General features: G+C 69.1%; 24 protein-coding genes and 1 pseudogene. 18 read left to right on the top strand and 7 right to left on the bottom strand.

Features of this window, described 5'->3' with window-relative positions:
- Positions 1-171 precede the first annotated feature (171 nt).
- Together ACFMRZ_RS11420 and ACFMRZ_RS11415 are read left to right on the top strand one after the other, a co-directional pair.
- Complete coding sequence (locus ACFMRZ_RS11420; RefSeq protein ID WP_400182830.1) at positions 172-1,593, top strand: NAD-dependent succinate-semialdehyde dehydrogenase; 1,422 nt, start codon at positions 172-174, stop codon at positions 1,591-1,593.
- A gap of 34 nt (positions 1,594-1,627) precedes the next feature.
- Positions 1,628-2,689 carry a tartrate dehydrogenase gene (locus tag ACFMRZ_RS11415; protein WP_280365235.1) on the top strand — a complete coding sequence of 354 codons (1,062 nt, stop codon included), beginning with the start codon at positions 1,628-1,630 and terminating at the stop codon, positions 2,687-2,689.
- Positions 2,690-2,705: 16 nt separating this feature from the next.
- Here ACFMRZ_RS11415 and ACFMRZ_RS11410 read toward each other — a convergent pair whose 3' ends face one another.
- The gene (locus ACFMRZ_RS11410) at positions 2,706-3,368 is read right to left on the bottom strand and encodes a metal-dependent transcriptional regulator (RefSeq protein WP_280272923.1); all 663 of its coding nucleotides are present in this window, start codon (positions 3,366-3,368) and stop codon (positions 2,706-2,708) included.
- A gap of 182 nt (positions 3,369-3,550) precedes the next feature.
- On the opposite strand from ACFMRZ_RS11410, the gene ACFMRZ_RS11405 reads away from it, so the two are divergent.
- The 4 genes from ACFMRZ_RS11405 to ACFMRZ_RS11390 all read left to right on the top strand — a co-directional run bounded on the left by ACFMRZ_RS11405 (position 3,551) and on the right by ACFMRZ_RS11390 (position 8,951).
- Complete coding sequence (locus tag ACFMRZ_RS11405; protein WP_400179128.1) at positions 3,551-4,534, top strand: bifunctional riboflavin kinase/FAD synthetase; 984 nt, start codon at positions 3,551-3,553, stop codon at positions 4,532-4,534.
- 140 nt (positions 4,535-4,674) lie between these two features.
- Entirely contained in the window at positions 4,675-4,944 is a 270-nt protein-coding gene (rpsO, locus tag ACFMRZ_RS11400; RefSeq protein ID WP_280272918.1) for a 30S ribosomal protein S15, read from the top strand.
- A 340-nt stretch (positions 4,945-5,284) separates the two neighbouring features.
- On the top strand, positions 5,285-7,561 hold the full coding sequence (locus ACFMRZ_RS11395; protein WP_280272917.1) for a polyribonucleotide nucleotidyltransferase: 2,277 nt from the start codon (positions 5,285-5,287) through the stop codon (positions 7,559-7,561).
- Complete coding sequence (locus tag ACFMRZ_RS11390; RefSeq protein WP_400179127.1) at positions 7,503-8,951, top strand: M16 family metallopeptidase; 1,449 nt, start codon at positions 7,503-7,505, stop codon at positions 8,949-8,951. Before ACFMRZ_RS11395 ends, ACFMRZ_RS11390 begins: the two co-directional genes overlap by 59 nt.
- Before the next feature lie 9 nt (positions 8,952-8,960).
- Here the strand turns inward: ACFMRZ_RS11390 and ACFMRZ_RS11385 are convergent, their stop codons facing one another.
- From ACFMRZ_RS11385 to ACFMRZ_RS11375, 3 genes are read right to left on the bottom strand one after another with little or no spacing between them, the layout of a single operon-like run.
- Complete coding sequence (locus ACFMRZ_RS11385) at positions 8,961-9,404, bottom strand: NUDIX domain-containing protein (RefSeq protein WP_400179126.1); 444 nt, start codon at positions 9,402-9,404, stop codon at positions 8,961-8,963.
- Positions 9,405-9,424: 20 nt separating this feature from the next.
- Positions 9,425-9,823, bottom strand: coding sequence for a hypothetical protein (locus ACFMRZ_RS11380; RefSeq protein ID WP_280272914.1), 399 nt, complete (start codon positions 9,821-9,823; stop codon positions 9,425-9,427).
- Positions 9,824-10,153 carry an ArsR/SmtB family transcription factor gene (locus ACFMRZ_RS11375; RefSeq protein ID WP_400179125.1) on the bottom strand — a complete coding sequence of 110 codons (330 nt, stop codon included), beginning with the start codon at positions 10,151-10,153 and terminating at the stop codon, positions 9,824-9,826.
- A 92-nt stretch (positions 10,154-10,245) separates the two neighbouring features.
- On the opposite strand from ACFMRZ_RS11375, the gene ACFMRZ_RS11370 reads away from it, so the two are divergent.
- The 3 genes and pseudogenes from ACFMRZ_RS11370 to ACFMRZ_RS11360 form a co-directional block, all read left to right on the top strand.
- Entirely contained in the window at positions 10,246-11,466 is a 1,221-nt protein-coding gene (locus ACFMRZ_RS11370) for an MFS transporter (RefSeq protein WP_400179124.1), read from the top strand.
- Positions 11,467-11,579: 113 nt separating this feature from the next.
- Complete coding sequence (locus tag ACFMRZ_RS11365; protein ID WP_400179123.1) at positions 11,580-12,995, top strand: pentapeptide repeat-containing protein; 1,416 nt, start codon at positions 11,580-11,582, stop codon at positions 12,993-12,995.
- Between the two features lie 72 nt (positions 12,996-13,067).
- Positions 13,068-13,205: pseudogene (locus ACFMRZ_RS11360) on the top strand (amino acid ABC transporter permease); the annotation flags it as partial.
- Positions 13,206-13,290: 85 nt separating this feature from the next.
- Here the strand turns inward: ACFMRZ_RS11360 and ACFMRZ_RS11355 are convergent.
- The gene (locus ACFMRZ_RS11355; protein WP_400182829.1) at positions 13,291-14,346 is read right to left on the bottom strand and encodes a PQQ-dependent sugar dehydrogenase; all 1,056 of its coding nucleotides are present in this window, start codon (positions 14,344-14,346) and stop codon (positions 13,291-13,293) included.
- A gap of 376 nt (positions 14,347-14,722) precedes the next feature.
- Here ACFMRZ_RS11355 and istA point away from each other — a divergent pair, with 376 nt between their 5' ends.
- The 3 genes from istA (at position 14,723) to ACFMRZ_RS11340 (ending at position 17,969) form a co-directional block, all read left to right on the top strand.
- Positions 14,723-15,964, top strand: coding sequence for an IS21 family transposase (gene istA, locus ACFMRZ_RS11350; protein ID WP_400178804.1), 1,242 nt, complete (start codon positions 14,723-14,725; stop codon positions 15,962-15,964).
- Positions 15,964-16,779, top strand: a complete 816-nt coding sequence (gene istB, locus ACFMRZ_RS11345; RefSeq protein ID WP_400178805.1) for an IS21-like element helper ATPase IstB — start codon at positions 15,964-15,966, stop codon at positions 16,777-16,779. The genes istA and istB overlap by 1 nt, the downstream gene beginning before the upstream one ends.
- A gap of 377 nt (positions 16,780-17,156) precedes the next feature.
- Positions 17,157-17,969 (top strand): SDR family NAD(P)-dependent oxidoreductase, encoded by an 813-nt coding sequence (locus ACFMRZ_RS11340; RefSeq protein WP_400179122.1) that lies wholly within the window; start codon positions 17,157-17,159, stop codon positions 17,967-17,969.
- A 1,640-nt stretch (positions 17,970-19,609) separates the two neighbouring features.
- Here ACFMRZ_RS11340 and ACFMRZ_RS11335 read toward each other — a convergent pair.
- Complete coding sequence (locus tag ACFMRZ_RS11335; protein WP_280271325.1) at positions 19,610-20,257, bottom strand: class I SAM-dependent methyltransferase; 648 nt, start codon at positions 20,255-20,257, stop codon at positions 19,610-19,612.
- 113 nt (positions 20,258-20,370) lie between these two features.
- Between ACFMRZ_RS11335 and ACFMRZ_RS11330 the strand changes: the two genes are divergently transcribed.
- The 4 genes from ACFMRZ_RS11330 (at position 20,371) to ACFMRZ_RS11315 (ending at position 23,185) form a co-directional block, all read left to right on the top strand.
- Positions 20,371-21,483, top strand: a complete 1,113-nt coding sequence (locus ACFMRZ_RS11330; protein WP_400179121.1) for an alcohol dehydrogenase catalytic domain-containing protein — start codon at positions 20,371-20,373, stop codon at positions 21,481-21,483.
- 91 nt (positions 21,484-21,574) lie between these two features.
- A complete protein-coding gene (gene dapB, locus ACFMRZ_RS11325; RefSeq protein ID WP_400179120.1) occupies positions 21,575-22,330 on the top strand; it encodes a 4-hydroxy-tetrahydrodipicolinate reductase in 756 nt (251 codons plus the stop codon).
- A 73-nt stretch (positions 22,331-22,403) separates the two neighbouring features.
- Positions 22,404-22,703, top strand: coding sequence for a hypothetical protein (locus ACFMRZ_RS11320; RefSeq protein WP_400179119.1), 300 nt, complete (start codon positions 22,404-22,406; stop codon positions 22,701-22,703).
- A 20-nt stretch (positions 22,704-22,723) separates the two neighbouring features.
- Positions 22,724-23,185 carry a hypothetical protein gene (locus ACFMRZ_RS11315; RefSeq protein ID WP_400179118.1) on the top strand — a complete coding sequence of 154 codons (462 nt, stop codon included), beginning with the start codon at positions 22,724-22,726 and terminating at the stop codon, positions 23,183-23,185.
- A gap of 10 nt (positions 23,186-23,195) precedes the next feature.
- Here ACFMRZ_RS11315 and ACFMRZ_RS11310 read toward each other — a convergent pair whose 3' ends face one another.
- Complete coding sequence (locus ACFMRZ_RS11310) at positions 23,196-24,035, bottom strand: MerR family transcriptional regulator (protein ID WP_400179117.1); 840 nt, start codon at positions 24,033-24,035, stop codon at positions 23,196-23,198.
- 155 nt (positions 24,036-24,190) lie between these two features.
- On the opposite strand from ACFMRZ_RS11310, the gene ACFMRZ_RS11305 reads away from it, so the two are divergent.
- Together ACFMRZ_RS11305 and ACFMRZ_RS11300 are read left to right on the top strand one after the other, a co-directional pair.
- Positions 24,191-24,352, top strand: coding sequence for a hypothetical protein (locus tag ACFMRZ_RS11305; RefSeq protein WP_400179116.1), 162 nt, complete (start codon positions 24,191-24,193; stop codon positions 24,350-24,352).
- Between the two features lie 124 nt (positions 24,353-24,476).
- On the top strand, positions 24,477-25,790 hold the full coding sequence (locus tag ACFMRZ_RS11300; RefSeq protein WP_400179115.1) for a cryptochrome/photolyase family protein: 1,314 nt from the start codon (positions 24,477-24,479) through the stop codon (positions 25,788-25,790).
- The last annotated feature ends 34 nt before the right edge of the window (positions 25,791-25,824 follow it).

The raw sequence follows: 25,824 nt of genomic DNA, 5'->3' as shown, positions 1-25,824 counted from the left end.
ACGGATTGTCTATTGTCTGATTGTCGACAATATGCATAACATGGCGAGCGGGGCCGCAGCAATGGGCCGCAGTCGAACCAGGGTGAGGAGCACGCGGTGACGCAGACCGACACGATCTCGAATCGGCCCGGCGCGAGCCTGAACGCGGACGAGCGGGCCGCGGTCGACAGCGTGCCTACCGGGCTTTACATCGGCGGCCAGTGGCGCGCGGCCGCGCGGACGATGCCGGTGACCGACCCCGCGACCGGGCAGGTCCTGTGCGAGGTGGCCGACGCCGCGCCGGCGGACGGGCTGGCCGCGCTCGAGGCGGCCGCGGCCGCGCAGGCCGACTGGGCGCGCACACCGCCGCGCGAGCGCAGCGACATCCTGATGCGGGCGCACCGCATGCTGCTGGACGATGTCGACCGGCTGGGCCTGATCGCGACCCTCGAGATGGGCAAGCCCCTGGCCGAGGCGCGCGGCGAGATCGCTTATGCCGCAGAGTTCTTCCGCTGGTTCGCCGAGGAGGCCGTACGCCTGGACGGCGGATACATGACGGCTCCGGCGGGCGGCTCCCGGTTCCTGGTCGCCCGGCAGCCGGTCGGGCCGAGCCTGCTGATCACGCCGTGGAACTTCCCGATGGCCATGGGCACCCGCAAGATCGGCCCCGCGCTGGCGGCGGGTTGCACCTGCGTGGTGAAGCCCGCCGAGCAGACCCCGCTGTGCACGCTGGCCCTGGCCGACATCCTTCGGGCGGCGGGGGTGCCCGCGGGCGTGGTGAACGTGGTGACCACCTCGGACCCGGGCGCGGTGATGACGCCGATGATCCTCGACGAACGCTCCCGCAAGCTGTCGTTCACCGGTTCCACCGCGGTCGGCAAGAAGCTGCTGGAGCAGTGCGCGCAGACGGTCATGCGCACCTCGATGGAACTCGGCGGCAACGCGCCCTTCATCGTCTTCGACGACGCCGATCTGGACGCGGCCGTGGACGGCGCGATGGCGGCGAAGATGCGCAATATCGGCCAGGCGTGCACCGCCGCCAACCGGATCTTCGTGCAGCGCAGTGTGATCGGCGATTTCGCCGAGCGGCTCGCGGCGCGCATGGGGGAGTTGCCGCTCGGTCGCGGCACCGAACCCGGCGTCGTCGTCGGCCCGCTGATCGACGCGGATGCCGTGGCCAAGGTGACCGACCTGGTGGCCGACGCCCGGGCGCGCGGAGCGCGGGTGCTGCTCGGCGGCGAATCCCTCGACGGTCCCGGAAACTTCTATCCCGCAACAGTTCTGGTCGACGTGCCCGACGACGCCGAGATGTGCCACACCGAGATCTTCGGCCCCGTGGCCAGCCTGACCCCCTTCGACACCGAGGACGAGGTGGTGGCGCGCGCCAACGACACCCCTTACGGTCTGGTCGGCTATGTGTACACCGAGAGCCTGCGTCGCGGGCTGCGCGTGTGCGAGGCCCTCGAGAGCGGCATGGTCGGGCTGAACCAGGGCGTGGTGTCCAACCCGGCGGCCCCGTTCGGTGGGGTCAAGGAGTCCGGCCTCGGCCGCGAGGGCGGGCTCACCGGCATCGACGAGTTCCTGGAGACCAAGTACATCGGCGTGCAGTTGTGACGGGCCGCAACCGCGTGAATCAGAGGGAGTACAGGTGAGCACCTACCGCATCGCGACCATCCCCGGCGACGGCATCGGCGTCGACGTGACCGCGGAGGCGGTGAAGGTGGTCGACGCGGTGCTGCCCGGTATCGAATGGACCGAATTCGATTGGTCCTGTGAGCAATACCTGCGCACCGGGGCGATGATGCCCGCCGACGGCCCCGAGCAACTCGCCGGGTTCGACGCGATCCTGCTGGGCGCCGTGGGCTTTCCCGGTGTGCCCGACCATATTTCGCTGTGGGGGCTGCTGATCCCGCTGCGGCGCGCGTTCTCCCAGTACGTCAATCTGCGGCCGGTGCGACTGCTGCCCGGCACCGAATCCGCGCTGCGCGACCGCACCGCGGCGGATCTGGACATCCTCATCGTGCGGGAGAATTCCGAGGGCGAGTACTCCGAGATCGGCGGTATCCACAATCCGGGACGCCCGGAGGAGTTCGTGCTCCAGGAGTCGGTGTTCACCAGGGTCGGCTGCGAGCGCATCATCCACTACGCCTTCGAACGCGCCCGGGAACGCAACCGACGCGTGTGCTCGGCCACCAAGTCCAACGGCCTGATCCACTCGATGCCCTACTGGGACAGCGTCTTCGAGCGCATCGCCGCCGAATACCCGGACGTCGAGACCCGGCAGATGCACGTGGATGCCCTGGCCGCCGAAATCGTGCTGCACCCGGACCGGCTCGACGTGATCGTCGGCTCGAATCTGTTCGGCGACATCCTCTCCGATCTCGCCGCCGCCGTCACCGGCGGTCTCGGCCTCGCGCCCTCGGGCAATATCAATCCGCGGCGTGACGCCCCGTCCATGTTCGAGGCCGTGCACGGCAGCGCCCCCGACATCGCGGGCCAGGGCATCGCCAACCCGGTCGCCCAGATCCTCGCCGCCGCAATGCTGTTGGACCAGCTCGGCGAGCGGGACGCGGCCGCCGCGATCGACCGCGCCGTCTGCGAGGTCCTCGCCGAGGGCAGCATCCGCACCCCGGACCTCGGCGGCACCAGCACCACCACCGAACTCGGCACCGCCATCGCCAAACGCGCGGGGGAATTCGGCGCGGGCTGAGCGGGACTACCGCCGGTCAGTGGGTCAGCCAGATGGCTTCTGCCGCAGGGCTGCCCAAATCCAGGGTGTGGTCGCCGATGCGGATGGCGATGGTGCCGGCGAAGTCGCGGCGCTCCACCACCGTGATCGGGGTGTCCAGGGCGATGCCGACCGAGTCGAAGTAGCGGAGCATGGCCGGGTCGAAGTCGGAAATCCTGGCGACGCGGCCCGATTCGCCGGCTTGGAAGTGGCTGAGCTGGCGCGCGGGCGGGGTGGGCACCGCGCCGTCGGCCGACGGGATCGGGTCGCCGTGCGGATCGCGGTCGGGGTGGCCGAGTTTGGCGTCGATGCGGGCCATCAGCGTCTCGGTGACCGCGTGCTCGAGCACCTCGGCCTCGTCGTGCACCTCGTCCCAGCCGTAGCCGAGTTCGTTGACGAGAAAAGTCTCCAGCAGGCGGTGCCGGCGCACCATCGCCACGGCCGCCCGGCGGCCCTCCGCGGTGAGGGTGATGGACCCGTACCGCGCGTGCTCGACCAGACCTTGATCGGCGAGCTTGCGCACGGCCTCCGACACCGTCGACGCCGAGACGCCGATGCGCTCGGCCAGCAGCTTCGTCGATACCTTCTCCTGCGACCATTCCTGCGCGGTCCAGATCACTTTCAGGTAGTCCTGGGCGACGGAGGACAGCACCGGCGCCAGAGTGGCCTCGGCGCTCGCCGCCCCGCGCTCGGCCGATTCGGCCACGCTGCCGTGGGATTCCTGTGTCGCGGAGGGATCGACCAGCTCGCGGCGGGTGGCGATGTCTCGTTTTCCGGGCACGTTTCGAGCTTAGCGGTGGGAGCGATAGGACCGGAGGAGGCGGCTTGCGTAGGCTTCCGGGTGTGCAGAGATGGCGAAGTCTCGAGGACATGCCCCCGGACTGGGGCCGGTGCGTGCTCACGATCGGAGTGTTCGACGGTGTGCATCGCGGGCACGCCCAGTTGATCAGCCGTGCCGTCAAATCCGCCGCCGTGCGCGGTGTGCCCTCGGTGCTGATGACCTTCGATCCGCACCCGATGGAAGTGGTGCGGCCCGGTTCGCATCCCGCGCAGCTGTCCACGCTGACCCGGCGAGCGGAACTGGTCGAGGAACTCGGGATCGATGTCTTCCTCGTGATGCCGTTCACGCAGGACTTCATGAAGCTGACCCCGTCGCGTTACGTGCACGACCTGCTGGTCGAGAAGCTGCACGTGACCGAGGTCGTGATCGGCGACAACTTCACCTTCGGCAAGAAGGCCGCCGGCACCGTGCAGACGATGCGAGAGCTGGGCGGCCGCTTCGGGTTCGAGGTGGACGGCGTGCGGCTGGTCGGCGAGCACGCGGTCACGTTCTCCTCCACCTACATTCGCGCCTGCGTGGACGCCGGGGACATGGCCGCCGCCGCCGACGCGCTGGGCCGCCCGCACCGGGTGGAGGGCGTCGTCGTGCACGGCGACGGCCGCGGCCGCGAACTGGGCTTCCCGACCGCCAACGTGGCGCCGCCGATGCACGCGGCGATCCCCGCCGACGGCGTGTACGCGGGCTGGTTCACGGTGCTCAGCCCCGGCAAGACGGTCGGCACGACGCTGCCCGGCAAGCGCGCGATGGCGGCCATCTCGGTCGGCACCAACCCCACCTTCTCCGGCCGCACCCGCACCGTCGAGGCGTACGTGCTCGACACCGATGTCGACCTGTACGGCCAGCATGTCGCGGTGGATTTCGTCGACCATGTCCGCGGGCAGAGCAAGTTCGGTTCCGTGGCCGATCTGGTCGCCGCCATCGGCCGCGACGTCGACCAGACCCGCGAGATCCTCGCCGCCGCCGATCACGCGGCCGACGGCGAGTAGGTCGGGGCACCGGGGGGCATTCCCGCGGCCGCGCGGTGGTCCGGTAGGCTGGCGTGTCGGGTTTGCTGCGGTCCGCGGCGGCGCCCGCCCGGGTCTCCCGGTTACCTCGAGCGCGGACTGGAACAACAGGGAGTGAATTCGTGGCGCTGACCACTGAGCAGAAGAAGGCGATCCTCGCCGACTACGGGGTGCACGAGAAGGACACCGGTTCGCCGGAGGCACAGATCGCGATGCTGACCAAGCGCATCTCCGACATCACCGAGCACCTCAAGAAGCACAAGCACGATCACCACACCCGCCACGGCCTGATGCTGCTCATCGGCCGTCGCAAGCGCCTGTCGAAGTACCTGCAGGACAAGGACATCGCGCGTTACCGTGCGCTGATCGAGCGGCTCGGACTGCGTCGCTGATCTGTCCCGACACACGTTCTGCACAGGCAGTTCGCAAGGCAGCCGACGGGGAGGCTTAGAATCTCCCCGTCGGCTTGTCGTGTATGGGGGTCGCTCGGCCACGTGCACGACGACGACACAGCCGTACGCACCCGTCGCGTGGCGTCGGTCTTCGGTAGTGGCTTTTCGGCACGACAGTCCGGAGAGCTTCGATCGATGACCGCCTCCGCGTTGCCGCTTCCAAGGGGAATCGACCGGGTGCGCGCGTCACGATGCGCGCCCGAACCGGGTACGGCAGACGACAGCTGGATCGCGCACACCTGCGCTGGATCCGGCGAGACGAGAGGTTGAGAAAAGAAATATGTCAGACACTGTGACCAGCTCCGCCGTCGAGGTAGAACCCGGCGTGTTCGAATCGGTGGCGTTGATCGACAACGGTAGCTATGGCACCCGCACCATCCGGTTCGAGACCGGGCGGCTGGCCAAGCAGGCCGCCGGATCCGTCGTCGCCTATCTGGACGACGAGACCATGCTGCTGTCGGCCACCTCGGCGGGCAAGCAGCCCAAGGACCAGTTCGACTTCTTCCCGCTGACGGTCGATGTCGAGGAGCGGATGTACGCCGCGGGCCGCATCCCCGGCTCGTTCTTCCGCCGCGAGGGCCGCCCGTCCACCGACGCGATCCTCACCTGCCGCCTGATCGACCGTCCGCTGCGCCCGTCGTTCGTCGACGGCCTGCGCAACGAGATCCAGGTCGTCGTGACGATCATGAGCCTGGACCCGAAGGACCTGTACGACGTCGTCGCGATCAACGCGGCCTCGGCGTCCACGCAGATCGCGGGCCTGCCGTTCTCCGGCCCGGTCGGTGGCGTGCGGATCGCCCTGATCGAGGGCCAGTGGGTGGCGTTCCCGACCGTCGAGCAGCTCGAGGGCGCGGTATTCGACATGGTCGTGGCCGGCCGCGTGGTCGAGTCCGGCGATGTCGCCATCATGATGGTCGAGGCCGAGGCCACCGAGAACGTGATCAGCCTGGTCGAGGGTGGCGCGCAGGCGCCGACCGAGACCGTGGTCGCCGAGGGCCTCGAGGCCGCCAAGCCGTTCATCGCCCGCCTCTGCAAGGCGCAGCAGGACCTGGCCCAGCTGGCCTCGAAGCCGACCGAGGACTTCCCGCTGTTCCCGCCCTACGAGCAGGACGTCTACACCGCCGTCGAGGGCACCGCGAAGAACCCGCTGAGCGAGGCGCTGTCCATCGCGGGCAAGCAGGAGCGCGAGGAGCGGATCGACGAGATCAAGCTCGAGGTGCTCTCGAGCCTCGCCGAGGATTTCGCGGGCCGCGAGAAGGAGATCGGCGCGGCATTCCGCTCGGTCACCAAGAAGCTTGTGCGCCAGCGCATCCTGTCCGACGGCTTCCGCATCGACGGCCGCGGGCTGGCCGACATCCGGGCGCTCTCGGCCGAGGTCGCCGTGGTGCCGCGGGCGCACGGTTCGGCGCTGTTCGAGCGCGGTGAGACCCAGATCCTGGGCGTCACCACCCTCGACATGGTGAAGATGGCGCAGCAGGTCGACTCGCTCGGCCCGGAGACCTCCAAGCGCTACATGCACCACTACAACTTCCCGCCGTATTCGACCGGTGAGACCGGTCGCGTCGGCTCGCCGAAGCGGCGCGAGATCGGCCACGGCGCGCTCGCCGAGCGTGCGCTGGTGCCGGTGCTGCCCTCGCAGGAGGAGTTCCCGTACGCCATCCGCCAGGTGTCGGAGGCGTTGAGCTCCAACGGTTCCACCTCGATGGGTTCGGTCTGCGCCTCGACGCTGGCGCTGCTGAACGCCGGTGTGCCGCTGAAGGCTCCGGTCGCCGGTATCGCGATGGGCCTGGTGTCCGACACGATCAAGAACGACCAGGGCGAGGACGAGACGCGCTACGTAGCGCTGACCGACATCCTCGGCGCCGAGGACGCCTTCGGTGACATGGACTTCAAGGTCGCCGGCACGCCGCAGTTCGTCACCGCGCTGCAGCTGGACACCAAGCTGGACGGCATCCCCTCCAAGGTGCTGGCCGGTGCGCTGAGCCAGGCCCGCGACGCGCGCCTGACCATCCTGGACGTGATGGCCGAGGCCATTGCCACCCCGGACGAGATGAGCCCGTACGCGCCGCGCGTCACCGCGATCAAGATCCCGGTCGACAAGATCGGCGAGGTGATCGGGCCCAAGGGCAAGGTCATCAACCAGATCACCGAGGAGACCGGCGCCAACATCTCCATCGAGGACGACGGCACCGTGTTCGTCGGCGCCACCGACGGCCCGTCGGCGCAGGCGGCGATCGACCAGATCAACGCCATCGCCAACCCGCAGATGCCGAAGGTGGGCGAGCGGTTCCTGGGCACGGTCGTCAAGACCACTGCCTTCGGCGCGTTCGTCTCGCTGCTGCCGGGTCGCGACGGCCTGGTGCACATCTCGAAGCTGGGCAACGGCAAGCGGGTCGCCAAGGTCGAGGACGTGGTGAACGTCGGCGACAAGATTCGCGTCGAGATCGCCGACATCGACAACCGGGGCAAGATCTCCCTGGTTCCGGTGGAAGAGGAGGATGCGGCGACCTCCGCCGCTTCCGACAACACTGCTGCGGTCGAGGCCGGTGCCGAGTAATCATTCCGGTGTGACGAAGAAGAAGTCCCCATCCCCTCTGCTCGTCACCGAGCAGGGGGGTTCTTCGCTCCGACTCGCTCCCACGGACGCCCCGCTCGCCGATACCGGTGTGCGGCGCACCGTGCTGCCCGGCGGGCTGCGCGTCGTCACCGAACACGTGCCGGGCGTGCGATCGGCCTCCGTCGGGGTCTGGGTCGGTGTGGGATCGCGCGACGAGGGGCCCACGGTGGCGGGCGCCGCGCATTTCCTGGAGCACCTGCTGTTCAAGCAGACTCCGACCCGGTCGGCGCTGGACATCGCGCAGGCCATGGACGCGGTCGGCGGCGAGCTGAACGCGTTCACGGCCAAGGAACAGACCTGCTACTACGCGCACGTGCTGGACGAGGATCTGCCGCTGGCGGTGGATCTGGTGTCGGACGTGGTGCTCAACGGGCTGTGCAAGCCCGAGGACGTGGCGGTCGAGCGGCAGGTGGTGCTCGAGGAGATCTCGATGCGCGACGACGACCCGGAGGACATGGTCGGCGACGCGTTCCTCACCGCGCTGTTCGGCGACCACCCGGTGGGGCGCCCGGTCATCGGCACGGTCGAATCGATCGAGGGCATGACCGCGGCGCAACTGCGCGGCTTCCATCTGCGCCGGTACCGCCCGGACCGGATGGTCGTCGCGGTCGCGGGCAATGTGGAGCACGAGCACACGGTGGAGCTGATCCGGCGCGCGTTCGCCGGACGGCTCGATCCGGCGCGGGAACCGGCGCCGCGGCGCGAGGGCCACTTCCGGCCGCGGACATCGCCCCAGTTGCATCGGATCTATCGCGACAGCGAGCAGGCGCACCTGGTGTTCGGTGTGCGGGCGTTCGGCCGGCACGAGGGCCACAAGCGCTGGCCGCTGTCGGTGCTGAACACGGTGCTCGGCGGCGGGCTCAGCTCGCGGCTGTTCCAGCGCATCCGGGAGGAGCGCGGCCTGGCGTACTCGGTGTACTCCAGCGTCGACACCTTCGCCGACACGGGCGCGTTCTCCGTATACCTGGGCTGCCAGCCCGAAAACCTCAGCCAGGTAGCGGGTTTGGCGCGCGAGGTGCTGGAGGAGGCCGCCGAGACCGGCATTACCGACGCCGAATGCGCCCGCGCCAAGGGCTCGCTACGCGGCGGCCTGGTGCTCGGGCTGGAAGACTCCGGCTCCCGTATGAACCGCATCGGCCGCAGCGAACTCAGCTACGGCAACCACCGCAGCGTCTCGGACACGCTGGCGCGGATCGATGCGGTGACCACGGCGGAGGTCTCGGCCGTGGCCCGCACGCTCCTGTCCCGCCCTCTCGCCGTCTCGGTGGCAGGCCCCTACCGGCGTACTCGCGATCTGCCCGCGACAGTACGGAACCTGGTGCGCGACTGAGGTTTTCACTCACCACCCGGCAGTGGTGAAGCCGCGACCGGAGCGCCACAGCCGCCAGCCCTCGACCGTGTAGGGCACGGTGTCGGGCGGGAGAGCGCCGGCGTCGAACCACTCGATGCCGCCGCACTTGTGTGGTTCCGCGTTGACCGGGCGGCCGTGGCGGGCCTGGTCGTGTTCGAGGGCGAAGAACAGACCGAGGCGGCCGTGGCCGGGGCGCGAAGAGTAGTGCAGCACATGGGGTTCGGGGAGGGTGGCCGGGTCGATGGTGAGGCCGACCTCCTCGTGCGCCTCGCGGCAGACGGCGGCGTCGACCGGCTCGCCCGCCTCGAGCTTGCCGGACGGGAAGTTCCACTGTTCGTCGGCGTAGCCGGTGCCGCGGCGCAGGGCCAGCAGTACGCGCGGGCCGCTGGTGAGGATGAGGAATACGTCGACCGGGCAGGTGTAGGCCGTCATGATCGGTGAGGGTACGGCGTTCAGCTTTGCGCGGCGACGGCGGTCTCGTGCACCGAGCGCCAGCTGTAGAGCTGGCCGTCGGTGCGTAGGACCGCGGTGACCCGGCGCTTGGAAGTCGTACCGGCGTAATGGTTTTCGGCCGCGAAGCGCACCACCACGAGATTGGTGGCGCGGGCTATCTCGGTGACCTCGGATATCGCGATCTCCAAGCCGGGCTGGGCGTTGCGGGCCGACCACACTCCGGCCAGCAGTGCGTCGCGGTCGATGGCGTCGCCGGTGGTGACCACCGAGGTGAACCCGTCGTCCAAGGCGTTGGCGAAGCGGTCGAACACCTTGGGCGGGGCATCGGAGCCCAGCCATTCGGCGAGGTCGGAGTGTAGATCCACGACCACGTCGGCGAGTTCGGAGATCGGTGACATCTAGTGGTTCGGCTCGGCCCGGTTGGCCGCGCCCACAACGGCGTCGAGCAGGCCGGGTAGCTCCCGCTCCACCTCCTCGGTGCGCAGGCGCGCGTAGGTCTGCCCGTCCTCCACGATCTTCTCGGTGAGTCCGGCCTGGCGCAGCGTCTTCAGATGATGGGTCGCGGTCGACTTGTTGATCGTGTCGTAGAGCCGGCCGCAGCGAACCGCGGTGCCGGCGTTGGCAAGTCGGCGCACCATCTCGAGCCGCACCGGATCGTGCAGCGCGTCGAGCACGGTCTGCACCGGCGCGACCGGAAATGCCTCGACGACTCGTCTGGTCTCCGTCATGATCTTCCTCACGGACGGTTTGATGGGAATCGAACGGCGGTTAGGGTTGTTGAGTTCGATCGCAATCAAACTTACCTGATGGAGAGGGAGCGATGGCAGCGACTGTGGCTGTTCCCCCGGTCGAGCGGACGACACAACCCTGGGCCTACGCATTGATTCTGGTCGCCAGCGGCGTCGCGCTCGGAGTGTCCGGCGCACCCGCGCCGCTGTACGGCCTGTACCAGAAGGAGTGGCATTTCACCCCGTTGACCACCACGGTCGTCTTCGCGGTGTATGCGATCGCCGCGCTGGGCGCGGTGCTGGTCTCGGGCAAGATCTCCGACGTGGTGGGCCGCAAGCCGGTGCTGCTGGGCGCCATCGCCACCATGGTCGTCGGGCTGGCGGTGTTCCTGGTGGCCGACAATGTCGCGATGCTGCTGGTGGCGCGGGCGCTGCACGGCTTCGCGGTCGGGGCGACGGTGGTCTCCGGCGCGGCGGCGCTGCTGGATCTGCGGCCTCAGCACGGTGCGCGGTCGGGGCAGCTGACCGGTGTGGCGTTCAATGTCGGTATGGCCGTGGCGATTCTGGGCTCGGCCCTGCTGGCGCAGTACGTTCCGCACCCGCTGCGCACGCCGTACGTGGTGATCACCGTGCTGTGCCTGCTGATCGGGGTCGGTGTGGTGGCGATGCGGGAGACGCACACCAAACGGGTGTCCGGGCCGATTCGGATCGCGAGACCGGCTGTGCCGCAGGAGATCCGGGCCGACTTCTGGTTCTCGGCGCTGGGTGTGATGGCGGCCTGGTCGGTGCTGGGCGTGCTGCTGTCGCTGTATCCGTCGCTGGCGGCGGAGCAGACCGGCGTGCACAACCTGGTGTTCGGCGGCGCGGTCGTCGCCTCCACCGCGACGGCGGGGGCGCTGGCGCAGTTGTTCGCCACGGGAATCCCCGCCCGGCGCGCGGCGATCGGCGGCGATACCGGCATGGCGCTCGCGCTGTTGCTGACCATTCCGGCGCTGGCCACGCACAACTGGGCGGTCGTGTTGGTGGCCGGGGTGTTGCTGGGCGGTACCTTCGGGCTCGGCTTCGGCGGCTCGCTGCGGCATCTGTCCAACGTGGTGCCACAGCACAAGCGGGGCGAGACGATGTCGGCGTACTACCTGCTGGCCTACTCGGCGATGGCGTTGCCGACCATCGTGGCCGGGTGGGCGGCGACCACCTGGGGGATGGGGACGGTGTTCCCGTGGTTCGTGGGTGTGGTCGCGGCCGCGTGCCTGGTGGCGGCGGGTATCGGGCTGCGCGGGAATCGGGCGGCCGCGCGCCGGGCGGTGGCCTGAAAGCTCAGGTGGCGTAACGGAAATCGTCGCTCGCTCTGCGGTGGGCGGCGATTTCCGGCTACCATGCGGCTATGGCTCGGCGGGGGAGAACAGGTCAACGGTTGGTTCGGCGGATGCGACGTTCGGCTCTGCTGCTGTCGGTGGTGACGGCGATACTCGGCGGGCTGGCGATCTCCGGCGTGGCCTGGTGGGCGCTGTGGCTGCTGCTCGGCGCGAAGACCGAGACGCCGAATCAGGTGGACCTCACCAAGATCGCGCTGTCGGTGACGGCCGGGGTCGGCGGTGCGGTGGCATTGGTGGTCGCCTACCGGCGGCAGCGCGACAACGAACGCGGCCGGTTCGCGGAGCTGTTCGGTGCGGCGGCAAAGCAACTCGGTGATCCGGATGTGGCCGTGCGGATCGCCGGGGTGTACGCCATGGCCGGTGTCGCGGACGAGTTCAGCGCGCGGGGCCGGCGTCAGCAGTGCATCAATGTGCTGTGCGGGTATCTGCGACTACCCTACGACCCGCGCGACGGTGTGAATCATCTCGTCTCCCGAAAGGAAACGGGGGCAGGCGATTCGGCCGAGAAAGGCTCCGGCCCGCAGGTCGAGCGAAGCTTCCAGATCCGGCAGAACGACAGCGAGGTGCGCCGGACGATCGTCGCGGTGATCGTCGCGCATCTGCGGCCCTCGGCCGAAATACCTTGGTGTTCCTACAATTTCAATTTCGACGATGCGGTGCTCGAGGACGTCGACTTCCGGTACGCGACCTTCTCCGGCAAGCACACTCATTTCCGTGGTGCGCAATTCACCGGGGCGCGGTCCGCGAACTTCGAGAGCGTCGAATTTCGCGGTAAGCACGTCACCTTCCACGGGGCCACATTCGCCGACGCCGTGTCGTTCGCGGGGGCTCGGTTCGTCGGCGCCGACAACGAGGACAACGGCACCGGCCGCGCCGGGGCGAGCTTCTCCGGCGCCACGTTCCGCGATCGAGTGTCCTTCGCGGGTGCCGAATTCCGTGGTCCGCGTGTCCGTTTCACCGGCGCGACGTTTTCGGGCGAGGAGACCAATTTCTCCGGTGCCCGATTCGGCGCCGAGGAGGTGATCTTCGACGGCGCCACCTTCGACGGCGCGCGAGTCCGGCTCGACGGCACTACTTTCGACGGTGTCCGGATCTCCTTCGCGGGCACCCGTTTCTACGCTGCCCGGACCTCGTTCGACGGTGCCCGGCTCGGCGGCAGGCCTCGCTGGCGGCGCGCCGGAACGGAATTGGCCGACTTCCGCCGCGCCGAATTCCACGGCGGCGTGTCCTTCGCCGATGCCCGCTTTTCCGGCGCGACCACAGACTTTTCCGGCGGTGATTTCTTCGGTGAAATCTCCTTCCGCAGAGCTGGTTTCACTGCCCATACAACCCGCTTCGACCAGCCCAAGGCCTGGGTCGGCGTCACCGTGGACTGGGACGACGACCTGACCCGCCGCCCCACCCATCTCTCACCCTTGCCTTGGCCGCCGGTCCCAGATGACCCACTGCCCGTCCCGGCGGATTAGGTGTCGCGGCGGGGCCTTGGGTGAGCACCAGCCGGACGGGCTCGTTGTCCCGCCGCGTTGTGTCGATGTGTGTCGCTGGCGCTGGGCATGTCGTGGGGTCAGACGCTGCGGCGCGCGGTGCTGCCGCAGGCCATGCGGGTGATCATCCCGCCGAACGGCAACGAGCTGATCAGCATGCTGAAGACCAGCTCGCTGGTGGCGGCTGAGCCCGGTCGTTCCGATTGGGTCGATTGTTTTGTGTCGCTGGCGGTTCGGTCGAGTATGGGCTGGGATGTGTTGCGGTCGCGGACATTTGTCAGTGGGCAGGGAAGCGGAGGATGCGGTCGTCGCCCGGGTGTGGATCGCCGCGGCCGTCGGTGTTGGAGGTCGTGACCCAGAGTGCGCCGTCGGGTGCTACCTCGACGGTGCGGAGGCGGCCGCGGTCGCGGAGTCGAGGTTGTGGTGTGCCGAGGGTGCCGTCGTGTAGTGGTGTGGCCCAAAGGCATTCGCCTCGGAGGGCGGCTGTGTACAGGGTGTCCGCGGTGATGGCGATGCCGGAGGGGGAGGCCTCGCGGGTGGTCCAGGTGAGCAGGGGGTTGGTGTAGCGGCCGCGGTCGGTGTCGCCGGTGCCTTCGACGGTGGGCCAGCCGTAGTTGTGGCCGGGTTCGATGCGATTGATCTCGTCGAATCTGTTCTGGCCGAATTCGGCGGCGTAGAGGCGGCCCTTGGTATCCCAGGCCAGGCCCTGCACGTTGCGGTGGCCGAGTGAGTACACCGGGGAGTCCGGGGTCGGATTGTCCGGTGCCGGACGGCCTTCGGGTGTCAGCCGCAGGATCTTGCCATTGGGGCTCGCCGGATCCTGAGAGCGGTCGGACCGGCCCGCGTCGCCGGTGCCCGCGTACAGCATGCCGTCGGGGCCGAAAGCGATACGGCCGCCATTGTGGTTGCCCGCCTTCGCGATTCCTGCGAAGATCACCTCCGGCGGGCCGTCCGTGCGAAACCGAACGATGCGATTGTCCTCCGCGCCGGTGAAGTACGCGTAGACGAAGCGATCCTCCTCATACCGCGGCGACACCGCCAGCCCCAGCAAGCCACCCTCACCCTGCGCCACCACACCCGGCACCTCGTACACCCGCTCCGACGCCTTTCCCGGCGAAACACGCAGCACCACACCGGAATTCCGCTCCGCAACAAGCCCCGTGCCGTCAGGCAGGAACGCCAGCCCCCACGGCACCTCGATACCTCCCGCCACGTCCTCCCCGGCCCCCAAATCCGGCACACCGGACGGGTCGCTACCCGAGGTCGTACCCACAACCGAAGGCCCACGGGCCTCCTCGCTCCCATCCCCTCCGCAGGCCGTCACCACAACCATCCCCACGACCACACCCGCAACCACCCGCACCAACCCCGGCAACCCACCCCACCAGCCCCGCCCACGCCTCCAGCGCACCATGCTCGACCGGCGCATGCCTCGCCGGGCTGAGTGGAGGGCGGCGCTCGTGCGGGTTCGCCACTGCTCCGCGATGCTCGCGTACCACATAGGACCATCCTGGTTCTGGCGGTCGGTCGGCGGCGCACGTGCGTCGCGTCCAGTCCCATCCTCCGCTTCGTGGGCGTTTTCCACGCCGCCTTGCCGCCGGTCGAGGTGAGTGTCGGCAGCACGTGAAAAATGACCACCGCGCGGCAACTCAAAATGGACCACCTGGTCGGTGACCCTGGCTCTATCCGAGCCAGGGAGGACCGAAGGGATGCTTGCTGTGGAGGATTGGGCCGAGATTCGTCGTTTGCGCCGGTCAGAAGGCATGCCGATCCAGGCGATCGCCCGGACGATGGGCGTGTCCCGCAACACCGTGAAGCGGGCCCTGGCCTCGGACAGGCCACCGAAATACGAGCGCCCGGAGAAGGGGTCGATCGTGGACGCTGTCGAGCCGCAGATCCGCGAGTTGCTGAAGACGTATCCGACGATGCCGTCGACGGTGATCGCCGAGCGGATCGGCTGGACCCGGTCGGTCCGGGTGCTCTCGGGCCGGGTCGCGGAGTTGCGGCCGGCGTATCTGCCGCCGGACCCGGCATCGCGAACGACGTATATGGCCGGAGAGATCGCGCAGTGCGATTTCTGGTTCCCGCCGATCGAGTTGCCGGTCGGGTTCGGCCAGGTCCGAGGCCCCAAACAGCTGCCTGTGCTGACGATGGTTTTGGGGTATTCGAGATGGCTGATGGCGATGCTGATCCCGTCGCGGCATGCCGAGGACCTGTTCGCAGGCTGGTGGGCCCATATTCACCGATTGGGTTCAGTGCCAAAGGTTTTGGTCTGGGACGGCGAAGGAGCGATCGGGCGCTGGCGTGGCGGCCGCAGCGAGCTGACCGCCGAATGCCAGGCATTCCGGGGAACCCTGGGCACGAAAGTGCTGGTCTGCAAGCCCGCTGATCCGGAAGCCAAGGGCATGATCGAACGAGCCCACGACTATCTCGAGCGTTCGTTCCTGCCGGGTCGATCATTCAGCGGCCCAACCGATTTCAATACTCAGCTCGAGGAGTGGCTGGAGTTGGTGAATCGCCGGACGCGGCGGGCATTGGGTTGCGCGCCGACCGATCGGGTCACCGCTGATCGTCACGCGATGCTGGCGTTGCCGCCGGTGGCGCCGGAGACCGGGTGGCGGCGCTCGGGCCGGCTGCCGCGTGATCACTACATTCGCCTGGACTCCAACGACTATTCGGTGCATCCGGCGGTGATCGGGCGCCGGATCGAGGTCCTCGCCGACCTGAACCGGGTCCGGGTGTTCTCCGGCGGCCGGATCGTGGCCGATCACGAACGGATCTGGGCCTGGCATCAAACCCTGTCCGCCCCGGACCATGTCGAAGCAGCGAAAGCGTTGCGGCGCGGCCGGATCGGTGTCCTGCGGCCAGCGCCTGAACCCGAGGTTGAGCAGCGTTGCCTGACCGATTACGACGCCGCGCTCGGCGTCGATATCGAAGGCGGGGTGGCCTGATGCCTCCACGGGCTCGAACTATCGCGAAAACATCTACCACGACAAGGGATTTCACGGCCGAGCTGACCTTCCTCACCCGGGCATTGAAGGCGCCGTCGCTGCGGGAAGCCGCGGAGCGGCTGCCCGAACGCGCTCGCGCCGAGAACTGGACTCACGAGGAATTCCTCGTCGCCTGCCTGCAACGCGAGGTCTCCGCTCGCGAGTCCCACGGCGGAGAGGGCCGCATCCGCTCCGCCCGATTCCCCTACCGGAAGTCATTGGAGGAGTTCGACTTCGGACACGCTCGCGGTCTCAAACGGGACGTGATCGCCCACCTGGGCACTCTCGATTTCGTCACCGCGAAGGAGAACGTGGTGTTCCTGGGCCCGCCCGGCACCGGCAAAACCCACCTGGCCATCGGATTGGCGATCCGAGCGTGTCAGGCCGGACACCGTGTCGCGTTCGCCACCGCCGCCGACTGGGTCGCCCGCCTTGCCGAAGCCCACCACGCGGGACGGTTGCAAGCCGAGCTGATCAAGCTCGGCCGCTACCCGCTTCTGGTCGTCGACGAGGTCGGCTACATCCCGTTCGAGAACGAGGCCGCCAACCTGTTCTTCCAGCTGGTCTCGTCCCGTTACGAACGCGCCTCGCTGATCGTGACCAGCAACAAGGTCTTCGGCCGCTGGGGAGAAGTCTTCGGCGACGACGTCGTCGCCGCCGCGATGATCGACCGCCTCGTCCACCACGCCGAGGTCATCGCATTGAAAGGCGACAGCTACCGGCTCAAGGACCGCGACCTCGGCCGCGTCCCCACCGCCGGCACAACTGAAGACTGAACCATCAACCAAGCGACCAGATGATCCAAATTGGCGTTCCGTCAGATGGTCCGGATTGGCGTTCTGTTGACAGTGAGCACCTCTGCCAGTGTCGTACGACTCGCGTAGTTCGCGCCCTGACAGCTACACGGGTGGATGGTGTCGACAACCCGATAGTGGCGCGCGGTCGTGGATGCGAATGCGACACCCGCCGACGTCTGCCAGCCGCCCAATTCGCCTGTTCAGACGCAAGAACAGCGCACACAGTTCCTGTCTGCTCGAGGCAAAGTCGGGGTTGAGGTCACGCGGGTGGGATGGGGGTGGAGCGTGGTTGACTGGGCTGTATGTCGGTCGAAGGGAAGCCGCAGGGAGTGCGGGGCAGGGTCATGCGGCGGGTTATGCCTCGATTGTTGCGGCCGGTCGGTGGCGTGCGGGCGGCCGACGCGGAGGCGGTGGCGGGGAAGCGGATTCTGCTGACGGGCGCCTCCGCCGGGGTGGGCCGGGCCGCGGCGCTGCGGCTGGCGGAGGCCGGGGCCGAGATGATTCTGGTGGCGCGGCGAGGGGACGAGTTGGCGCGGCTCGGTGACGAGATCGCGGCGACCGGGGGTAAGGCCGAGTCCCGGGTCTGCGATATGGCCGACAGCGACCAAGTCGACGAACTGGTGCGGTGGGTGACCGGCACCTACGGCACGGTGGACGTACTGATCAACAATGCGGCCCGCTCGATCCGGCGACCGCTGGAAGAGTCCTTCGATCGAATGCACGACTTCCGGCGCACCATGGCGGTCAACTACTTCGGTGCCGTCCAGCTCACCCTCGGACTACTGCCCGCCATGGTCGACCGCGGCGCGGGACACGTGATCAATGTCGGCACCTGGACCGTCGCCGCCGACACCTCCCCGCGGCTGGCGGCCTACCACGCGTCGAAGGCGGCCCTGGCAGGCTTCGGCCGCTGCGCCGACGGCGAATTATCCACCCGCGGAATAGCTTTCACCTCCATCCACTACCCACTGGTGCACACCGCCATGAGCGCACCCACCGAGCGCTACCGCCGAATGCCCGGCCTCACCCCCGAACAGGCCGCCGATTGGCTCCTGCACGCGATAGCCGCCCGCCCCGTCCGCATGGTGCCCCACTACGCCGCGGCCCTACGCGCACTCGGCCTGTTCACACCGCGCACGGTAGACCGTTGGCTGTTCCGCTGGGCATAAGCGACCGCTCTCCTCCGGACCTCGCACGGTAACCGTTGGCCTCGGCATGGGTAAGCGGTCGACGGCCGGACCGCGCACCTTGGCGCTGGCTGCTGCGTTAGGCATAGATGGGCTTTGCGGCCGGACTGCCCACGGTGACCGCTGGCCGCTGTGTCGGCGTGAATGGGTGGTTTGTGGCCGGACGGTAAACGGTGATCGCAAGTTCCCGGGTGGCCTTTGTGGCCGGAGTGCTTGGTGACTGTAGGGGCATGGCGCGCCTCAGGAGCGTGGTGGGCGGGGGAGGTATGGCCCGCGGGAGGAATGTAGTGCGCGAGACGCATGGCCCTCGGGAGAGGCGTGGCGCCGAAAGACGCATGGCCCGCGAGAGGAACGTGAGGCGCGGGAGACGTATGGCCCGCGGGAGAGGCATGGAGTGCTGGGAGAGCGAGTTCGCTGGAGGGGCATGTCGCGCGGCAGGAGCGTGGTGGGCGGGGGAGGTATGGCCCGCAGGAGGAACGTAGTGCGCGAGACGCATGGCCGACGGGAGAGGCGTCGCGCGCGAGAGACGCATGGCCCTCGGGAGGAACGTAGTGCGCGAGAGACGCATGGCCTCGCAGGAGAGGCATGGAGCGCTGGAGGAACGTAGTTCACTGGAGGGCGTGGCGCGCGGGAGGAACACGATGGGCTGGGTGCGGATGGGCGCTGGGTCCGAACGACGCATAGTGATCGGTGGCTACTGCGCTCGGGGTGGGCTGGCGTTTGTGGTCGAACCGCGTATGTATCGGCAAGAGTGACGACACTCCGGTGGCGCCAAGCGCGGCGGTGACCGCGCTCCGCGGCGGCTCGCCAGCGACAACGTCCTAGGCAGTGTGCTCGGCATGGGGGTGCGTCACAACATAGAGGTCCTGCATGTCTTCCCCTTGCTCGCATCGGAGCGATCCGGCCTGCGCGGTCACGAACCGTCGCCAGACGTCCATTTTCGCCACTTGGTGGCTGATTGCGTCCGTGCAGGCCGACCGCAACCCACGCGGCCACCAGCGTGTAGCTGCCTGCGGTGGTGGTGGCGACCGTGACGGCTCGGGCTTTCTGGACGGACGGGGAAGTCGTTGCGGGAGTGCGCGATGCCTATGACGCGCTCACGGCAGACCGCTGGGTGCTGCGTTGGGCGGCAGTGAGCTTTGTCGCCGGGCGGCGCATGGTGGATCGCCAGTTGCTGTACGGGCGTGGGTTGTTCGCGGCCGCACCATGCACGCCAGAGAGCTGGTGTGCTTGGGCGCGAGTGGGTGCGTTGGGGTGAGTGGATGCGCTGGGCGTGGGTAGGTGCGCGCTGGGCGAGCGAGTGCGCTGGGGGTGAGTGAGTGCGTTGGGGGTGAGTGGTGCGCGCTGGGGGTGAGTGGGTGCGTTGGGGGTGAGTGGTGCGCGCTGGGGGCGAGCGAGTGCGCTGGGCGTGAGTGGGTGTGCGCTGGGGTGAGTGGCGCGTGTTGGGAGTGAGCGAGTGCGCTGGGCGTGAGTGGGTGTGCGCTGGGGTGAGTGGCGCGCGTTGGGAGTGAGCGAGTGCGCTGAGGGTGAGCGGGTGGGCTGGGGGTGAGCGGGTGGGCTGGGGCGTGGGTGGTTTTGCGGCGGGGTGGGTGCCGGTGGAGGGTTGGGCGATGCTGTGGGGGCTAGTGTTTGCGGCCGACGGTGATTACGTCGGGGACCAGCCAGCGGGGGAGTGGGCGATCGATTCTGCGTTGGTTCGAGACGTCGAAACCTGCGCCGCGCAAGAGGTTTCGCATTTCGGCGGGGGAGGGTGCGTGGTAGGGGCTGAAGGTGGTGCGGGTGAGTTGGCGGACGGGGCTCGCCAGCTGACCGGCCGGGTTCACAGTGGAGACGGCGACCAGGCCGCCGGGCACCAATACGCGCGCGAACTCGTCCAGCGCGGCGGGCTGGTCGAAGAAGTGGAACGCGCTGGTGGTGACCACCGCGTCGAGTGACTCGTCGCCGAACGGCAGGCGCTCGGCGGGGGCCTGCAGCCACGTCACCTGCGGTGATCGGGTACGCGCCTGGGCCAGCATGCCGGGGGAGGCGTCGACGCCGAACACCTGTTCCGGTCGCAGCTCGCGCTCGATCCGTGTGGTGAGAATGCCTGTGCCGCAACCGATGTCGGCGATCCGGCGGCAGCCGGCCGCCCGCAGTTCGGCGATCACCTGGTCCTGCGGTGGCCGATACACGACGTGCTGGAGCAGCGGGCTGTCGTAACCGCGCGCGATCCGGCCGAAGGAGCCGGTGATCAGGCGGTTGAGGCTGCGGGTGGGGGAGGTCGTCTTCATGAATTCGCCTCGTCGGTGTCGGCGCGTGCTCGGAAGGTGTACCTGCGGGGATTATGGCACCGACCGCGACGGTCCGCGCACGCCCGGTACCCGCGGGCGGTAGCGTCGGGTCCATGAGGATCCGCGGTGCTGTCCTGGAACGAATCGGCGATCACTCGCCGTATGCCGAGTCGAAACCCCTCGTCGTGGACGAACTGGACCTCGGCGCACCCGGCCCCGGCGAGCTGCTGGTCCGCATCGAGGCCGCCGGGCTGTGCCATTCGGACCTGTCGGTCGTCGACGGCAACCGGGTGCGCCCGGTGCCGATGCTGCTCGGCCACGAGGCGGCGGGCCGCGTGGAGCAGACCGGTTCCGGCGTCGACCTCGAGATCGGGCAGCGCGTGGTGATGACCTTCCTGCCGCGCTGCGGGAACTGCGAGGGCTGCGCGACCGGCGGCCGCACCCCGTGCGTGCCGGGCAGTGTCGCCAACAACAGCGGTGAACTGCTCACCGGCGGACGCCGGCTGCGGCGTCGCGGCGAACCGGTGCATCACCATCTCGGCGTCTCCGCCTTCGCGACCCACGCGGTGGTCGATCGGCGCTCGGTGGTTCCCGTCGACGACGACGTGCCGCCCGAGGTGGCGGCCGTGCTCGGCTGTGCGGTGCTGACCGGCGGTGGCGCACTGCTGAATTCGGCCCGGCCGGGTCCGGGCGACCGCATCATGGTCGTCGGCCTGGGCGGGGTCGGCATGGCGGCGGTGCTGGTGGCGGCGTCGCTGCGCAAGGAACTGGACAGCACGGTGATCGCCGTCGACACCCTGCCCGAAAAGCTCGCGCTGGCAACCGATCTCGGTGCGGATCAGGTATTCACGCCCGCGGAACTGACCGAGCGGGGCGTGCAGGCCGACGTCGTGGTCGAGGCGGCCGGTAATGTGCGGGCGTTCGAGACCGCCGTCGCCGCCACCGCGCCGGGCGGCACCACCGTTACCGTGGGCTTGCCCAATCCCGAAGCGCGAGCGAGCATTTCACCGCTGGGCCTGGTGGCGCAGGGACGCTCGATCGTCGGCAGCTACCTCGGTTCGGCCGTGCCCGACCGCGACATTCCGGAATACATCCGGATGTGGCGCGAAGGGCGGCTGCCCGTCGAACGCCTCGTGTCCTCGCGCATCCGGCTGGAGGACATCAACGAGGCCATGGACGAACTGGCGGCCGGGCACGGCCTGCGCCAGGTCATCGTGTTCGACTGAGCGGCTGACGAGGGGATGGCTCCCGGCGGCCGATGCTCCGGCGGCTAGGCTCGGCTGCGCAGGAGACGTCGAGGCATGTGAGGAGTTCAGGGTGACTGCGAACCGGATCCGGGTGGGTGTGCTCGGCGCGCGCGGCAAGGTCGGGCAGGCGATCTGCGCGGCGGTCGAGGCGGCCGACGATCTGGAACTGGTCGCGCAAGTCGACAAGGACGACTCGCTGGACGCGTTCACCGACGCCGGCACCCAGGTCGTCGTCGATTTCACCCATCCCGACGTGGTGATGCCCAACCTGCGCCGGCTGGTGGAGTCCGGCATTCACGCCGTGGTCGGCACCACCGGCTTCGACGAGGGCCGGCTGGCGGAGGTCCGCGGCTGGCTGTCGGCCGCCCCCGAGGTGGGGGTGCTGATCGCCCCGAACTTCGCGATCGGCGCGGTGCTGTCCATGCGGTTCGCCGAGCAGGCGGCGCGCTGGTTCGACTCGGTCGAGGTGATCGAATTGCACCACCCGAACAAGGCCGACGCGCCCTCGGGCACGGCGTACCGGACGGCGGGCATCATCGCCGAGGCCCGCAAGTCGGCGGGTGTGGGGCCCAGCCCGGACGCCACCACGACAGAACTGGACGGCGCTCGCGGCGCGAACGTGGACGGCGTGCGGGTGCACTCGGTGCGGCTGGCCGGACTGGTCGCCCACCAGGAAGTGCTGTTCGGCACCCAGGGCGAGACCCTGACCATCCGCCACGATTCGCTGGACCGCTCGTCCTTCGCGCCGGGCGTGCTGCTCGGCGTGCGACAGATCGCCGCCCGCCCCGGCCTCACGGTCGGCCTCGACCCCCTCCTGGACCTGTGAGCGCGATCCGGATGGTCGGCATCATGAGCGGCAGCACGGGGTCCGGGCGGCCGTCGGTCTGCGGAGTTGCCTCGTGATCGGCATGCAATCGACGTGGGGCAGCGGCCCGCGGAGTGGCATCACGCGGGTGCTTGTCGGCCTGTGGAGTGCCATCGTGAGCGGCATGGGGGTGGTTGCCGGCCTGTGGAGTGCCATCGTGAGCGGCATGGGGGTGGTTGTCGGTCTGCGGAGTGCCATCGTGAGCGGCATGGGGGTCGTTGCCGGTCGGCGAAGCGCCATCGTTAGCGGCATGGTGGTGGTTGCCGGTCGGCGAAGTGCCATCGTGAACGGCACGTACTTCGGGTGGCGGCCCGTCGGCGGAGTCGCGTCGTGAGGGGTGGGGACGCTCGCCAGGTGGCGGTGAAGGTTGCCTTTCTCGGGTTTCTGGTGCTGGCGCTGGCGTTCTATTTCGTTCTGCTGGGGCGGATCGCGGTGGAGTTGATTCGTTCGGGTGGGGTGGCGGCTGTTGCCATCGGGGTCGGGGTGCTGATCCTGCCGGTCCTGGGCGTGTGGATCGTCGCGACCAGTATTCGCGCCGCGCTCGCACACCAGCGGCTGGCTCGGCGCATGCACGAGGAGGGCGGCGAACTCGATGTCTCCGAGTTGCCGCGCCGACCTTCCGGCCGGATCGAAAAGGCCGCTGCCGACGCCCTTTTCGAGCAGGTGCGCGGCGAATGGGAAGCCGACCCGGAGAACTGGCGCACCAACTACCGGGCCGCCCGCGCCTACGACTACGCCGGTGACCGCACCCGTGCCCGCGAAACCATGCGCCGCGCAGTCGCTTTGGAACGTCTCGAGCGCGAAGGCGAGCGCTAGGCCCGGGCGGTCAACGTAACCGATCGATCGCATTCACAAGGCTGTACACCGGGATCACCGGATCCGGCAACGACACCTCGTCCCAGCCGGGACCGCCGACGTACACCCTCGCCCGCCCGGCGAGGCAGGCGCGGACCGCCGATGTCAGCGCGGTCGACTCCTGCTGTGACCACAGCACGACGGAAACCGGTCGGGTATGCCGGACCAGAGTGTCGGTCAGCGCACTCGTCGGCACGTTCGCGCCGAGCATGAGCGCGCCGACCCCGAGTTCGGCGAGGGCGGCGCGCAACACCTCGAGCGGCAGCGCGTGGGTTTCGCCGCTGGTGCACGCGAGGACTACGGACCCCGGGCGTCCGGCGGGCGGCGGCGCGACCCGTTGCAACACCGAGGTGATGCACCACGACAGCAGATGCTCCACGTCGACACAGCCCACACCGTCCTCCTGCTGCGCGACGATCTCACCGAATGCGGGTCGGCACAACGTATTCCACGTATCGACCACGCCGTACGCGCGGAAATGAGCGGTCAGTAGCTCGGTCGTCCGGGTGGCGTCCAAGGCGAAAGCGGCGGCCAGCAGGGTGGCGGTGTCGCCGCGCGTGGCGACCGGCAGGCGCACCGCGGCGGCGGCCCCGGCCGGGCTGGCGCCACCGCGGATCAGGGCGACCATGCGTTCGAGCTGCGCGATGTCGGCCTCGGTGTAAAGGCGGTGCCGCCCGGGCCGGTCGCGCGGCGGCCCGATGTCGTAGCGGTGATTCCAACTCCGCAGCGTGGCGGTCGGGATGCCCAGCCGTTCGGCGACCGCGCGCACCGTGTACCCCGCGTCGGAGTCGGGCCTGGAACCAGCGGGCATGGCCACATTCTGCCTGCCGGTGCGGTACGGCCACGGCACGGCCGGGTCCGCTCGTGTCTCGGTCGAGGGATGGATCGTCCGAGGAGCCATCGCGGTCCGGCGCTGTGGTAAGAATTCCGGCAAGGCGCAACGTTTATGCATCGTTTGTGCGTAGGATGGACGAAGTCGACCCGGAAGGAATGCCCGTGCGCAACCGTTTCCGCTGGATCTCTGTCGCTACCGCCCTGGTCGGGGCGGTGTCGGTACTGTTCGCGGCGGCACCGGTGGCGGCTGCGGCGGGCGGGCATACCGCGATCGTTCCCCTCTGCTCGCTCTGATTCGTCCGGTGCGGCTGCCGCGAGGGTCGCGTCGGCAGTGGTGGGCTGAGCCGCCCGACCCTGTTCCGGCGCCACCCTCGTGGCAGCCGCACCCGTTCGGCGACAACCGATTCGGAGGTCTGTATTGCCTGTCACCGTCGCCCTGTTCACCCGCGATCTGCGCGTACACGACAATCCCGTGCTGACGGCCGCGCGGCGGGAGGGCCACGCGGTCGTCCCGCTGTTCGTCGTCGACGACGGGATCGTCGCCGAGCGGGCGTCGGCGAACCGGGCGCGCTTCCTGGCCGCCGCGCTCGCCGAACTGGACGCCGGACTGCGGAAGACGCAGGGCCGTCTCGTGATTCGACACGGCGATGTCGTGGACGCGGTGGATCGGGTGGTCGACGAGGTGGGTGCGGCGAGCGTGCACATCGCCTCGGACGTGAGCTGGTACAGCCGCCGACGCGCGGATGCGCTGCGGGAGCGGCTCATTCGGCGCGGCTGCGAACTGCGCGTACACGGCGGATCGATCACCGCCGTCGATCCGTCCGAGCTGTCCCCGGCCACCGGGCGGGACCATTTCGCCGTCTTCACTCCCTACTACCGCCGCTGGCGGGAGGTGCCGCTGCGCCGCCCGCTACCGAAGCCCGCGCCCCTGAGTGTGCCGCCGGTGGACAGCGATCCGCTACCCGACTTCGATGCCGTGACGGGTTCGCCACAGCTGTCCGTCGGTGGCGAGATCACCGCGCGGAAGGCGTTGCGGCGCTGGGTTTCCGGTCCGATCAGCGACTACGCCACGGACGCCGACAGCCTGTGCGCCGACGCCACTTCGCGGCTGTCGCCCTATCTGCATTTCGGGTGCTTGTCACCGACCGAGGTGCTCGCGCGCGCCGACGTGTCCAGCGCGGGCGGCGAGGCGTTCGCCCGGCAACTCGCCTGGCGGGACTTCCATCACCAAGTGCTCGCCGCGCGGCCCGAGGTCGGGTGGCGCGACTACCGGCCGAGCCCGCGTGCGTGGCGCGACGACCCGCCGGCGGTCGACGCGTGGCGGACCGGCCGGACCGGCTATCCGGTCGTCGACGCGGCCATGCGCCAACTGCGCGCCGAGGGCTGGATGCACGGCCGCGCCCGCTTGATCGCGGCCAGTTTCCTGACCAAGACCCTTCGCCTGGACTGGCGTATCGGCGCCGACCACTTCCTGCGCTGGCTGGTCGACGCCGATATCGCGAACAATCAGCTGAACTGGCAGTGGGCCGCCGGCACCGGCACCGACACCCGGCCCAACCGGGTACTCAATCCGCTGCGCCAGGCCGATAGGCACGATCCCGAAGGCGAATTCGTGCGCCGCTGGGTTCCGGAACTCGCGCACCTGCCGGGCGCCGCCGTGCACCGGCCGTGGCGTGCGGGGGTGCCGCCCGAGGTCTATCCAGCGCCTATCGTCGAATGCCACGGAATGTGAGACCTTGCGCGGGCGTAGCTCCCTATCCCACGAA

It is taken from the genome of Nocardia sp. N2S4-5 (genome assembly GCF_044628355.1).
GTDB lineage: Bacteria > Actinomycetota > Actinomycetes > Mycobacteriales > Mycobacteriaceae > Nocardia > Nocardia wallacei_B.
This window is presented reverse-complemented; position numbering and strand designations above follow the sequence as displayed.